At 72.7% G+C, this 12,640-nt stretch carries 14 protein-coding genes and 1 pseudogene; 9 read left to right on the forward strand and 6 right to left on the reverse strand.

Translation table 11 applies throughout. The features are described from left to right. Positions 1-194: 194 nt before the first annotated feature. Positions 195-1,076 (reverse strand): IclR family transcriptional regulator, encoded by an 882-nt coding sequence (locus tag PUR56_RS28030; RefSeq protein WP_329880118.1) that lies wholly within the window; start codon positions 1,074-1,076, stop codon positions 195-197. Positions 1,077-1,397: 321 nt separating this feature from the next. Here PUR56_RS28030 and PUR56_RS28035 point away from each other — a divergent pair, with 321 nt between their 5' ends. The 4 genes and pseudogenes from PUR56_RS28035 to PUR56_RS28050 all read left to right on the forward strand — a co-directional run. After that, entirely contained in the window at positions 1,398-2,708 is a 1,311-nt protein-coding gene (locus PUR56_RS28035) for an extracellular solute-binding protein (protein WP_329880117.1), read from the forward strand. A gap of 33 nt (positions 2,709-2,741) precedes the next feature. After that, positions 2,742-3,719, forward strand: a complete 978-nt coding sequence (locus tag PUR56_RS28040) for a carbohydrate ABC transporter permease (protein ID WP_329950978.1) — start codon at positions 2,742-2,744, stop codon at positions 3,717-3,719. Beyond that, positions 3,716-4,564 carry a carbohydrate ABC transporter permease gene (locus PUR56_RS28045; protein ID WP_329880114.1) on the forward strand — a complete coding sequence of 283 codons (849 nt, stop codon included), beginning with the start codon at positions 3,716-3,718 and terminating at the stop codon, positions 4,562-4,564. Before PUR56_RS28040 ends, PUR56_RS28045 begins: the two co-directional genes overlap by 4 nt. Positions 4,565-4,634: 70 nt before the next feature. Continuing rightward, a pseudogene (locus PUR56_RS28050) lies at positions 4,635-4,835 on the forward strand (nucleotidyltransferase domain-containing protein); the annotation flags it as partial. A 101-nt stretch (positions 4,836-4,936) separates the two neighbouring features. Here PUR56_RS28050 and PUR56_RS28055 read toward each other — a convergent pair. From PUR56_RS28055 to PUR56_RS28075, 5 genes are all read right to left on the reverse strand, one after another. After that, positions 4,937-5,773: a VOC family protein gene (locus PUR56_RS28055; RefSeq protein ID WP_329950979.1), complete on the reverse strand. Its 837-nt coding sequence runs from the start codon at positions 5,771-5,773 to the stop codon at positions 4,937-4,939. Positions 5,774-5,920: 147 nt separating this feature from the next. Continuing rightward, the gene (locus tag PUR56_RS28060; RefSeq protein ID WP_329950980.1) at positions 5,921-6,562 is read right to left on the reverse strand and encodes an alpha-ketoglutarate-dependent dioxygenase AlkB; all 642 of its coding nucleotides are present in this window, start codon (positions 6,560-6,562) and stop codon (positions 5,921-5,923) included. 146 nt (positions 6,563-6,708) lie between these two features. After that, positions 6,709-7,161, reverse strand: coding sequence for an iron chaperone (locus PUR56_RS28065; protein WP_329950981.1), 453 nt, complete (start codon positions 7,159-7,161; stop codon positions 6,709-6,711). A 133-nt stretch (positions 7,162-7,294) separates the two neighbouring features. Next, positions 7,295-8,113 carry a YncE family protein gene (locus PUR56_RS28070; protein WP_329950982.1) on the reverse strand — a complete coding sequence of 273 codons (819 nt, stop codon included), beginning with the start codon at positions 8,111-8,113 and terminating at the stop codon, positions 7,295-7,297. A gap of 366 nt (positions 8,114-8,479) precedes the next feature. Next, complete coding sequence (locus PUR56_RS28075) at positions 8,480-8,809, reverse strand: hypothetical protein (RefSeq protein WP_329950983.1); 330 nt, start codon at positions 8,807-8,809, stop codon at positions 8,480-8,482. 227 nt (positions 8,810-9,036) lie between these two features. Between PUR56_RS28075 and PUR56_RS28080 the strand changes: the two genes are divergently transcribed. The 5 genes from PUR56_RS28080 (at position 9,037) to PUR56_RS28100 (ending at position 12,506) form a co-directional block, all read left to right on the forward strand. Further along, on the forward strand, positions 9,037-9,255 hold the full coding sequence (locus tag PUR56_RS28080; protein WP_329950984.1) for a hypothetical protein: 219 nt from the start codon (positions 9,037-9,039) through the stop codon (positions 9,253-9,255). Between the two features lie 602 nt (positions 9,256-9,857). Further along, complete coding sequence (locus tag PUR56_RS28085) at positions 9,858-10,241, forward strand: hypothetical protein (protein ID WP_329880103.1); 384 nt, start codon at positions 9,858-9,860, stop codon at positions 10,239-10,241. Next, positions 10,238-11,482, forward strand: a complete 1,245-nt coding sequence (locus PUR56_RS28090; protein WP_329950985.1) for a hypothetical protein — start codon at positions 10,238-10,240, stop codon at positions 11,480-11,482. Before PUR56_RS28085 ends, PUR56_RS28090 begins: the two co-directional genes overlap by 4 nt. Positions 11,483-11,564: 82 nt before the next feature. Then, positions 11,565-11,972 (forward strand): roadblock/LC7 domain-containing protein, encoded by a 408-nt coding sequence (locus tag PUR56_RS28095; RefSeq protein WP_329950986.1) that lies wholly within the window; start codon positions 11,565-11,567, stop codon positions 11,970-11,972. A 159-nt stretch (positions 11,973-12,131) separates the two neighbouring features. Continuing rightward, complete coding sequence (locus PUR56_RS28100; protein WP_329880100.1) at positions 12,132-12,506, forward strand: hypothetical protein; 375 nt, start codon at positions 12,132-12,134, stop codon at positions 12,504-12,506. The last annotated feature ends 134 nt before the right edge of the window (positions 12,507-12,640 follow it).

The following is a 12,640-nucleotide window of genomic DNA, read 5'->3' on the forward strand; positions in this document are numbered from 1 at the left end:
GGTAGTGTTCTTCCTGTCGCGAGGGAGATGATCTCTCGTCAGGCGTCAGTGGTGCTACCAGAGCACGTCCTACTTTCAGTAGGGAGAGTCCGTGCAACCCGGGCCTGGCGCTCCACGTCGGACGGGGTCCGGTACCTGAGAAGGTGCCGGGCCCCGTTCGCGTTCACCGGGGTCGCCCGGGCGGGCCGCGCCGGTCAGGTCACCGCGCGGTCGGAGCCGAGTTCGCGGGAGATGCGCAGGCCGACCTGGGCGACGACCGGGCCGAGGGCGCGGACCCGGGCGGCGGTCATCCGCGAGGTGAGGCCGGAGACCGAGAGGGCGGCGGTCACCTCGCCGGTGTGGTCGAAGATCGGGGCGGCGACGCAGCGGACCTCGGGCTCGTTCTCGCGGTCGTCGATCGAGTAGCCGCGGGCGCGGATCCGGGCGAGGTCGGCGCGCAGGTGGGTCTCGTCGGAGATGGTCCAGGCGGTGACGGGGCGCAGTCCGGCGGCGACGACCTCGGTGACCGCCTCCTCGGGCAGCCACGCCAGGATCGCCTTTCCGGTGGCGGTGCAGTAGGCGGGGGCCCGACTGCCGACCCGGGAGGCCATCCGGACGTTGGTCTCGTCCTCGACCTTGTCGAGGTAGACGATGCCGGGCGCCTGCCAGACGGTCAGGTGGACGGTCTCGCCGGCCTCCCGCTGGAGGCGGCGCAGGTGTTCGGCGGCGACGCTGCGCAGGTCGAGGGTGGAGAGGTAGGCCTGGCCGAGTCGGAGCGAGCCGTGGCCGAGCCGGAACCAGCCGGTCTCCCGGTCGCGGTCGAGGAGGTGCTCGTCCAGCAGCGGGCCGGTCAGCCGCAGGACCGTCGACTTGTTGAGGTCGAGAGCCTCGGCGAGCTGGGCGAGCGGGACGCCGCGGCCGTCGCCGTGGTCGCGGACGTAGCCGAGGACCGACAGCGCGCGACGCAGGGAGGAGGACTGGTTCCGCTCGCCCGTGGTCTTCTTCGGCTTCTCCGCGCCGGTGGCCGTGCCGCCCGCGGTCGCGCCGGCTGCCGGGCCCGCGCTCGTGCCGGCCGCGCTGACCGCCTTCTCCGTCATCGGTCCGTTCCCCTCTCGTTCCGCCACCGGACTGCGGCGGTTGTCGAACCGTACCCTCCCGCACCTCGCTTACCGCTTTTTCGATACACCGTTGTGCATTGCAAAACTTCCCGAACGGCCTCTTGTTGGCCGTGAGCGCCCGCGCCTAACGTCCCTGGCATCGAGCAGGCGACGTAGCCCACCCGAGCGGTCGCTCTGCCGTACCCCCACATCAATGCGTTCACGCACCCACCATCGGCCCCGGTCAGGGCCTGCTTCGACGCGCCCGTCCCCAGCGGCGCACGTCTCGGCGGCAACTGTCGGGAGGGGAGGTCTCCACCCATGCGAATCGTCAGACGGGCCGCCGCGGCCACCGTCCTCGCCGCCACGTGTCTCGCCGCCGCCGCCTGTTCGCCCGGTACCGCGTTGCCGGCCGGTGACAAGGCGGCCGACGACAAGACCGGCACCCTGCAGGTCTGGCTGTACAACGAGGCCGGCAACGCCGCGAAGGAAGCGGTCGTCAGCAAGGCCGTCGCCGAGTTCCAGGCCTCCCACCAGGGCGTCACCGTCAGTGTCAGCTACATCGACACCGACGCCTCGGCCCGCGCCGCCAAGATGAAGGGCGCGTTCAACGACCCGAACAGCGCCCCGGACCTGGTCGAGTTCGGCAACACCGACCTCCCCGGGTACGTCGCGGCCGGCGGCCTCGCCGAGATCGGCGCCGACCTCGACAAGTGGAAGGACAAGGGCGACCTCGACCCGGCGATCGCCAAGACCGCGGTGCTCGACGGCAAGACCTACGGCCTGCCCTGGTGGGTCGCCGTGCGGGCGCTCTACTTCCGCACCGACCTGTTCACCGAGGCCGGCCTCGCGGCCCCGACGTCCTACGCCGAGCTGGTCGCGGCCACCCAGAAGATCCACGCCGCGCACCCGGACACCTTCGGCATCGCGGTCGGCGGCAAGTACACCTTCGGCGCGCTCCCCTTCGTCTGGGACGCGGGCGGCGACATCGCCGCCAAGGAGGGCACCACCTACAAGCCGACGATCAACTCGTCCGCCTCGCAGGCCGGCATCAAGCGCTACACCGACCTCTTCGGCGAGAGCGGCTGCCCGGTCCAGCAGTGCGCCGACCTCACCGGCGGCAAGACCGTCGACCTCTTCGCGGCCGGCAAGTCCGCGATGGCGATCCTGCCCAACTCCAGCCGCAGCAAGGTCGACGCGGGCCCGGTCAACGGCAAGTACGGGGTCGTCCCGCTGCCCGGCGAGAAGCCCGGTTCGATCGCCCCGGCGTTCGCCGGCGGCAACAACCTCGGCGTGATGAAGGCGGCCAAGCACCGCACCCTGGCCGTCGAGTTCGCCGAACTGCTGGCGAGCCCCGCGTACCAGGAGCAGATGTACGACGCGATGGGCAACCTGCCGACGCTGAAGCCGGTCAACGCCAAGGTCGCCGCCAAGGACGCCTTCCTGAAGCCGTTCACCGACACCATCGCGGCCGGTACCAAGTTCGTGCCGCTGGACCAGGGATGGGCGCAGATCGACGCGCAGGCCGTCATCCCGACGATGCTCCAGCAGATCGTCACCGGCAAGGCGGACGTGGCGAAGGCCTCGGGCGACGCCGCCACGCAGATCACGTCGGCCTTCGCGGCCCGCTGATCGCCGGCCCCCGCAAGAGAGCAGGTCCCGCACGTGTCCGCACCCACCACGACCGCCCCGGCGGCGCCGCCCTCCCCGAGCGGGCGGCGCCGGGGCACCGGCCCGGCCGCGCCCCCGCGCGGCCGGCGCCGCCCCCCGCTGCTGCTCCTGCTGCCGGCCGCGATCATCATGATCCCCCTGGTGGCGTACCCGATCTACCAGCTCGGTCTGCTGTCGGTGCTGGACTTCGGTCAGGCCCAGGCCTCCGGCGGTGTGCCGACCAGCTTCGTCGGGCTCGGCAACTACCAGAAGATCCTCGGTGACGGACAGTTCTGGTCGGTGCTGACGCAGACGATCGGCTTCGCCGCGTTCTGTGTGGTCGCCACCCTGGCGGTCGGCGCCACCCTCGCGGTGCTGCTCACCAGGGTGGGCCGGATCTCCCGACTGGTGCTGACCACCGCCGCCATGGCGGCCTGGGCGGCGCCGGCGATGACCGGTTCGACGGTGTGGAGCTTCCTCTTCGACACCAACCTCGGTCTGGTCAACAAGACCCTGGTCAGCATCGGTCTGAACGGCTTCCACGAGTTCAACTGGTTCTACGACAAGTGGACCGCGTTCCTGATCGTGGGCGCCGTGGTGGTCTGGCACTCCTTCCCGTTCGTCATGGTGACGCTCTACGCGGGCATCAAGGCGATCCCGACCGAGATCCTGGAGGCCGCGGCGCTGGACGGCGCCGGCACCTGGGCCACCTTCCGCCGGATCACCGCCCCGATGCTCCGGCCGATCCTGACCATCGTGGTGATCCAGTCGGTCATCTGGGACTTCAAGGTCTTCACCCAGATCTACGTCATGACCGAGGGCGGCGGAATCGCCGGCCAGAACCTCGTCCTCAACGTGTACGCCTACCAGAAGGCGTTCGCGTCCTCCCAGTACGGACTCGGCGCGGCCATCGGCGTGATCATGCTGCTGATCCTGGTGATCCCGACGGTCCTCTACATCCGCTCGCTGCGACGGACGGGGAATGAACTGTGAACACCCGTGGCCGCAGGCGGCTCGCCGCCAACTCCCTCGCGATCCTGGTGGCCGTGGTCACCGCCTTCCCGATCTTCTGGATGGTGCTCTCGGCGTTCAAGCCGAAGGGCGAGGTGCAGTCGCTCGACCCCCGACCGTGGACCGCGCACCCGACGCTGGAGAGCTTCCGCCAGGTGCTCAGCGTCGACGGGTTCGGCCGGTACTTCGTCAACAGCCTGATCATCGCGCTGTCGGTGGTGGTGCTGTCGGCCCTGGTGGTCTTCCTCGCGGCGGTCGCCGTGACGAGGTTCCGGTTCAGGTTCCGCACCACCATCATGGTGATGTTCCTGATCGCCCAGATGATCCCGGTCGAGGCGCTCACCATCCCGCTGTTCTTCATGTTCCGCGACGCGGGGCGGCTGGCGCCGGGCGTCGGACTCAACACCCTGGCCTCGCTGATCCTGGTGCAGCTGGCGTTCTCGCTGCCCTTCGGGATCTGGATGATGCGCGGCTTCGTCGCCGCGGTGCCGGTCTCCATCGAGGAGGCCGCGCAGATCGACGGTGCGAGCCGGAGCCGGATCCTCTGGCGGATCCTGCTGCCGCTGGTGGCCCCGGGCCTGGCCGCGACCAGCGTGTTCTCCTTCATCGCGGCGTGGAACGACTTCGTCTTCGCCAAGACCTTCATCATCAGCGCGACCGAGAACCAGACCCTCCCCTCCGCGCTGCTGGTCTTCTTCAAACCGGACGAGAACGACTGGGGCGGCATCATGGCGGCCTCGACGCTGATGACCGTGCCGGTCCTGATCTTCTTCATCGCGGTGCAGCGCAAGCTGGTCTCCGGGCTGGCCGGCGCTGTGAAGGACTAGCCCGCGAGGGCCGGTGCCGCGGGGGAGAGGCTGCGGCGGGTGTAGCGTCCCGATCATGGAGGTGGGGTCCATGAACAGGGAACGCGCCGACGGGCAACTCGCCCAGATCGCCGAGACGGTGGGCCTCGCCCGCCGTCTCGGCACTCGTGTCCGGCTGCGCGGCGGCTGGGCGATGGACTTCTTCCTCGGCGAGCTCACCCGCGACCACGAGGACATCGACTGGTTCGTTCCGGCCGCCGACGCCCCCGCGCTCGCCGCCGGCCTGCACGAACTCGGCTACCGCCGGCTCGACGGCCCGCCGCCGGGCCAGCAGTTCCCCGTTCCCCTGAGTCGCTCCGGGGATGCTGCGGCGGCACCGGGCGTTCCGCCCTCCTACGCGGCCAGGGTCCCCTCTGCGGACGGGAGGCCGATCAGCGTGAACTCCGCCCCGCCGTCGTCCCGGACCGCCGCCCGCCGTCCGAACGGTGTCGGGTGCGGTCCCGCCAGCACCTCCCCGCCCAGCTCGCGCACCCGCTCGGCCGCGCGGTCGGTGTCGTCCGTGCCGAAGTGGACGCTCCAGACGGGCGGCGGACCGGCCGCCCCCAGGCCCGTCCCGCCGCTCCCGCTCCCGCTTGCGCGGCCCGTCCGGCCCGTCCGGCCCGTCTGGTCGGCGTCGGCCCCGTGGCCGCCGCCGATGCCGCCGGCCATGGCTCCGCCGACCCGGAACACCGTGCCGCCGTCCGCGCCCGACCCGTACTCGTACCCGAAGACCCGCCGGTAGAAGGTCCGGGCCGTGGCGGGGTCGGGGGAGAGCTGCTCGCTCCAGCTGAACGCGGACGGTTCGTCGACCAGACCCGCCCCCTGCCAGAGCAGCCCCTGCCGGAGCCCGAACACCGCGCCGGTCGGGTCGGCGACGACGGCCGCCCACCCCTGCTCGGGTCTCTCGAACGGCTCTCGGACGACGCGCCCGCCGGCCGTCCGGACCTCCTCGGCCGCCCGTCCGACGTCCGTCACCGCGAGGTACGTGGTCCACGAGCGTTCCTCGCCCGCCGGCCGCCGGACCAGCCCCGCGACCTGTGCCCCGCGCAGCGTCGCCACCGTGTACCCGGGCAGCCCGACGTACTCCCACCCGAACAGCGCGCCGTAGAACCGCCGGGCCCGCGGGAGGTCCGGGGTCCCCAGCTCGACCCAGCAGGGGACGCCGTCGCGGTACCTGCCCGCCTTCGGCATGCCGCCCTCCTCGCCGCCGGAACCACCCGGGCCCCTGGGGCCAGCCTCTGCTTCCGCCCGGCGCCCGGCAACCGGTCCGCGCCCCCTCGGGCCGATCCGCGCTCGTCGCAGCGCCCCCGCGCGTCCGTCAGGTCGCCCCCGGGCCCGTCAGAGCACCCCGCGCGGCCGGAACTGGATGCTGATCCGCGGCCCCACTGGCCGCGCCGTCTTCGGTACCGCGTGCTCCCAGGTCCGCTGGCAGGAACCGCCCATCACCAGCAGGTCCCCGTGCCCGACCGGGTGCCGCACCGCCGGCCCGCCACCGCCCCGGGGCCGCAGCAGCAGCGCCCGCGGTTCGCCGATCGAGAGGATCGCGACCATGGTGTCCACGTGTGCGCCCCGCCCGATCCGGTCGCCGTGCCAGGCCACGCTGTCCCGCCCGTCCCGGTAGTAGCAGAGCCCGAGCGTGCTGAACGGCTCGCCGAGCTCGTCCGCGTAGTGCGCGCCGAGCGCCGCCCGCGCCTCCCCGAGCACGGGGTGCGGCGGTGCGTCCTCCTCCCCGTAGGAGGCGAGCAGCCGGGGCACGTCGACGGTCCGCTCGTACATCTCGCGCCGCTCGGCCCGCCACGGCACCTTCGCGGCCAGGTGTTCGAACAGCTGGTCCGCCCCGCGGAGCCACCCCGGCAGCAGGTCCAGCCACGCCCCCGCGCCCAGCACCGTCCGCCGAACGCCCGACAGCGGCCCGAGGGCGGTCCCGGCCCGGCCGGGATCGTCGAACAGGGAGGGCTGGAGGTGGAGCGTGCTGCGCATGAGCCCAGCGTACGCCGTAATCGAACATGCGAGCGAAAAGACTGCGAGCGGCGCGCGCCCCGGAGCCGGCCCCGGCCGGGCGCCGTCGGGCCGGGCCGGGCGGTGCCGTCGGGTCGGGGCCGGGCCGGGTGCTCGCCGAGGGGGGCTCAGCTCACCGATCGCTTGACGAGGTCGGCGATCCGCGCCTCCACCTCGGGCGTCACCTCGGTCAGGGCGAAGGCCGCCGGCCACATGGGGCCCTCGTCGAGCTGCGCCAGGTCGCTGAACCCGAGCGTCGCGTAGCGCGCCTTGAACTTCTCGGCGCTCTGGAAGAAACAGACCACCTTGCCGTCCAGCGCGTAGGCGGGCATCCCGTACCAGAGCTTCGGTGCGAGGGTCGGGGCGTTGGCGGCGACGACGGCGTGGACGCGTTCGGCCATGATCCGGTCCGAGTCCCGCATCTCGGCGATCTTCGCGAGCACGTCCCGCTCGGCCTCCGCCGCCCTGTCGGCGCGGGAGCCGCGGCGCGCGGCCGTCTTCATCTCCTTGGCGTGGTCCTTCATCGCGGCCCGCTCCTCGGCCGTGAATCCCTCGTACGCGCCGCTGTCGGTGCTGCCCATGGCCGGGCTCCCCCTTGAAGAGTGGAACGGATCTTCGAACCGGCTCTCCGGTACGGGATCTTGAGAGGGGGCCATATCCTGACGTACCGACAGTGCCGCTGCGCCGCCGCGCCGGTGGTCCGGCCGGCGAGTCTCAGACCGCGATCACCGACAGTGTCCGGTCGAAGTAGTTGGTGACGTAGAGCCTCGACCCGTCCGGACTGGTCGCAGCGCCGCGCGGGCCGCCCGGGACGGGGATCGTGCCGGTGATCGTGTGGGTGGTGGTGTCGACCACCGAGACGGTGTCGAACGGGAAGTGGGCCACGAAGAGCCGCCCGCCGTCCGGACTGACCGCCAGCCCGTACGGTCCCCGCCGGACCGGGACGGTCGCCACGACGTCGGCGGGCACCGTCTCCTCCAGCGTCGGGATGCCGGTGGCGTCGATCACGGTGACCGAGTCCCGGAAGTAGTTGCTGGCGTAGAGGAGGCGGCCGTCCGGGCTCACGGCCAGGGCGACCGGGAAGTCCACACCGGTGAGGATCCCGCGGGTCTTGGTGAGGGTGTCGGAGACCAGGACCTGGTCGTCGATGGCGTTGGCGATCAGCAGTCGCGATCCGTCGGCGGTGATCGCCAGGCCGTACGGGCGGGTGCCGAAGCCGGTGGAGACGGCCTGGTCGCCGGTGGCGGCCTCGAACACGTGGATGAAGGTCGAGCTGTTCTCGGCGACGAACACGCGCGCGCCGTCGGCCGCGACGGCCACGCCGTAGGGGCCGACGGCGGCGGGGAAGGTCGTGGCCACGGTGTTCGCCGGAGTGTCGACGGCGGTCACCGTCCCGTCCAGGAAGCTGGTGACGTAGACGCGGCGACCGTCCCGGCTCGCCGCCACACTGTGCGGGGTCTGGCCCACGGGGATCGTCTCGATGGCCTGGTGATCGCCGTGAGCCCCGGTTGTGGGGGTGGTGAAGACTGACATGCGCTGCTACTCCTCCTCCGTCGTCGGGCCGGACGTCGGGCCCGCTGCCGATCACGTCGTCGGGTGCGGCGCCGGGCCCGCAGGCCCGCGGATCCGGTCTGTCGCGCGCGCCCGGGCGGAGCGCCCGCCCGCCGGGAGCCGTCACCGGCGCGAGTCCGGCCGTCCCGGGCGGAGTGCGCACAGCGGGAACCCTCCCCCGACACACCCGGAGGCGGTCGTCGCGTGGCCGCCACGGAGAGGGCCACCGCGTGGCCGGTCGAGTGGTCGTCGCCCTTCGATCGTACGCCCACCGACGTCCGCTGCCCACCGCGTCGGCGGCTCAACGGACGGGCGGAGCGCGGCACTTCCCCCTTCGGTCGGGCCGGATCAGGCTGCGACCACCCTGCTGCCGCCGCGCCGGGCGTACACCTCCGGCCGGTGGGCCCGCCTCCTCGGTGCGAGGCCGACGCCGGTCAGGAGGGCCATCGGGCCGATCGACACCAGGGGCCGGTTCACCTCGGGTGAGGTGAGGTGGCAGGCGAGCCGCGCGGCCGGCCGGCTGGTGACGATCAGGACCCGCTGCACGTCCGTCGTCCGGCCGCCGACGTCATCCGTCATGGCGGTGGAGAACACCCCGGCCGGGTCGTCGGTGGCGGCGGCCACCACTACGGAGCCGCCGAACGCCCCGCCCCTGGTCGGCACGGCGAGGGCGAGCACCAGCAGGGCGCGGACGATCCCGGCCCGAGGTCTGCCGAGTGGAAGCCCGGCAGCCGGACCACCGCCACGCCGAGCAGTGCCCGGCGGTGGTGGTGCCAGTGGTGGTGGGCGTGGCCGTCGCTCCCCCAGGGCAGTAGGGCGCCGCCGGCCAGGTCGACGGTCTCGGTCCGTCCGTCGCGCCCGCGCCGGACGACCACGTCGCCGGCCGGGCGGAGATCGTCGCCCTGGTGCGCGCCGACCTCGTCCTCACCATCGGCGAGCAGTGCGTCCGGCATCGGCCGTGGAAGGACGCGCTGCGCACCCCTGCGCACGCCTGCCGTGACACTTTCGCCGAGCGCCCCGGGATCATCCGTCTGCCGGCCACGGCCCCGCTTGCCGAACCGTTCACGCACGAGCTGTACGAGCGTGCCGTCCCGACGCCGGGGCCCCTGCCGTTCGATTTCTGACCAGGCGTGATGTCCTGCTAGTGTTCAACCCGTCGAGAGGAAACGATCTTCGCGAAGCGAGGAGCGGCCTCCCGAGCAGGCGTCAGTGGTGCTACCGGAGCACGTCCTACTTTCAGTAGGGAGAGTCCGTTCAACCCGGGCCTGGCGCTCCATCCGAAGCGGTCGTCCCCTCTCCGAGGGGGCGGCCGCTTCGTCGTTGTGCGGATCGGTCCTATCGCACGGCCCGGCCGAAACCCGTCGGCGGCGGTGACAACCCGCCAAGGTCGCGCTCCAGGTGGATCGGCGGCCCTTCGGGAGCGCACTCTCCCGGTCTGCGGCTTTGCGGTGACCTGCGGGCTGACGGTCCGTCAAAGGTTGGCCGAAAGTCGGCCCTAATGGTGTGAATATGCCATTGGAATGTTCGTCGTACAGATTCCGGCAGTAGCCTTCCGTGTCGAACCCGCCACTGGTCGTGGCGGTCCGGCCGGTGCCGCGCGGCCCGGAGGTGCGTGCGCCCGGCTGCCCGGAACCCTCCCCGACACCCTCCGGCCTGCGAAGCCACCTCGGCGGGGCCGTCCCGGACCCCTCCCCGAAGCCTCCCCGAACCCTCCGAAGGAGCCCGAGTGCCGGGTATCGACGAATGCCTGACCGAGGCGATGGCGATCGCAGGAGCCCGCGCCGCCAGTCTCGTCGACTGGAGCAGCGGCCTCGCACTGGGCAGCGTCGGCGTCAGCCCCACCGGCGACCATGATACGTCGGCCGCGGAGGCAACCGACCTGGTACGAGCGGCTGTTGAGAGCCCGACCTTCACCGGCTCGGAGGACTCGAAGGCACCGCTCCAGGACATTATCGTGACCGCAGGCCGCAGTTACCACCTGCTGTGCTTCATCGACACCGTCTTCGACAGCCGGTTGGTCCTGCACCTCTGGCTGGACCGCAGCGAGGGCAATCTCGCCGGCGCCCGCTACCGTCTCCAGTCGCTCGCCGAGGAACTGGTGCTCGGATGACGAACTTCCGGACGAGTGACCTGGCGACGGCGGGCGGGACGGTCGTCGGCTTTCGGCCACCCGCCGGGCGGCCGACGGTTCCGGCCGAGGCCGTCGCCCTCGGCTCCGTCCCCGCGGCCCGTACCGCCTCCTCCGGCCCCGGCCCCGCTCCCTCCTCCGGCCCCGCACCGGCGCCCGGTCCCGGCCCTGCCGCGGTGCCCGCTCCCGGCGCCGCACCGGTGTCCGCTCCCGGCGCCGCACCCCTTCCCGTGCACCCCGGCTGGACGCCCGGCGCGGTTGTCGAACGGCTGGCCGCCGAGCACGCCACCGGTGCCCTGCGCGGGCCCGCGGGCACCGTCTACCTCGTCGACGGCCTGGTCACCCACGCCGAGTCCGACCGGACACCCGACCTCGCCACCCTGCTCACCGCCTGCGGCCGGCTCACCCCCGCCACCTGGCAGGAGGAGGTCCGTCGGTCCGGCCCGTATGCCGGGGTCGGCGAGGCCCTGGTCGAACAGGGCCGGCTCACCCGCGGCGAGTTGGAGCTCTGTCACCTCGGCGCCCTCTACGACGCGGCCTGCTTCCTCCTGGACGCCCCGGCCGCCCTCGCCTTCCGGACCTTCGCACCGGGTGTGCGGCACTGGCTCGGCCCCGTGGCGGCCGTGGGCGTCCCCCGGCTCCGCCGGGAGGCCGAACGCCGGCGGATCCTGCTGGACCGCATCTGGCCGTGGCCCCAGCTCGACACCGCGCCGGTCCGTCCGGCCGCACGGCTCCCCGCCGCCCCCGGCCGCCACGCGCGCCGGATCCGCCCGCCGAGCCGCTACCAGCGCGACCTGCTGGACCACGCGGACGGCCGAAGAACCCCGGCGGAGCTGGCGCGGCTGCTCGGCCGCTCGGCGTTCGCCACCACGGTGGACGTCCGCCGGCTGGCCGCCGCAGGACTGCTGCTCGGGCCCGGGGTCGAGTCCGAGCCCGGCTCCGGTGCCGGTGTCGCTGCCGGCTCCGACCCCGGGGTCGGGAGCGGGGCCGGGTCGGGGAGCGGGGACGCCCCGGGGGAACCGTCCGCGTCCGGCGGTCTGCACCGGCGGGTACCCGGTGCGGCGCTGGCCGCGCTGGCCCCGGCCGCCTACGCGGCGTCCGTCGCTGCCGCCTCCGCCGCCTCCGCCCGACCTTCGACCCCGGCAGCCCACCCGCTGACCGCCCCCGATCCGGACATCGCGTTGCTGATCCGGGTCAGAACCCTTCTGGAGGCCCGACTTTGAACCACTCTCCGCCCGCGACCCCGCCCTCACGGCCATGAGGCGGGCGCTCAAGCAGCGTGTCGGAAGGAGACAACTGATCGCCTTGGAGACCGAACTGCTCGCCGAACTCCGCGCCCTCAGGCATCGGGTACCACACCTCGCGGGCGGTCTGGTGGCCGGTGTCGACGGCCAGCTCGTCGCGCACGACACCCACGGGACCGAGCCGTCGAGCCTGGCGGCGATGACCGCCGCCTCGCTCGGCCTGGCCCAGCGGCTCGCCGACAGCACCGGCCAGGGCGACTTCCGGGAGTCACTCGTCCGGGGCGAGCACGGCTACGTCGCCACGTACGCGGCCGGCGGAAGCTGCGTCCTCACGCTCCTCGCCCACCCGGACGCGAACGTGGGCCGGTTGCACCTGGAGGCCCGCCGTTCCGCCCAGCGCATCGCCGCGCTCCTCGACGACACCCTCGCGCCCAAGGAGGTGCGGGAGTCCAGGGAAGCGGCCTTCTGACCGGCGGCACGCAGCACCGGACACCCGACGACCCGACCACCCTCTCGACTGCTCCTCCCTCTCGACCGCTCCACCCTCTTGACCGCTCCACCTTCTCGACCTGCTCCACCCTCTTGACCTGTCCGACCTGAAACCCCACCACCGAACCGGAGAACCGACATGACGGACGCCGCAGGCGCGCTCAAGCAGGCCCTCACCGTGATCGAAGGCGCCATCGGCGCCGCCCTCGTCGACTACAACAGCGGGATGGCCCTGGCCACCCTCGACGGAGCCGGTGGCATCGACCTCAACGTCGCGGCCGCAGGGAACACGGACGTGGTCCGGGCGAAGATGCGCACCATGGACATGCTGGGCCTGAAGGACGGGATCGAGGACATCCTCATCACGCTCAGCAGCCAGTACCACCTGATCCGCCCGCTCACCGGCCGCAGCGGCAACGGGCTCTTCCTCTACCTGGCCCTGGACAAGGGCCGGGCCAACCTGGCGATGGCCCGCCACCAGCTGACGAAGATCGAGGCGGACCTGGAGGTCTGACCGGCCTCCGACCGCTCAGGCCTCTGTACGGGCGACGGACCCCGCGACGCGCGGCGCGGGGTCCGGGCCGGGTGTCGGTGCCGTCTGCAAGGCTGAGGTTCGTTCAGCAGAACGGCCGTCGAGACGGACGTCGT

The sequence above is a fragment of the Streptomyces sp. BE303 genome, assembly GCF_036290945.1.
Classification (GTDB): Bacteria; Actinomycetota; Actinomycetes; order Streptomycetales; family Streptomycetaceae; genus Kitasatospora.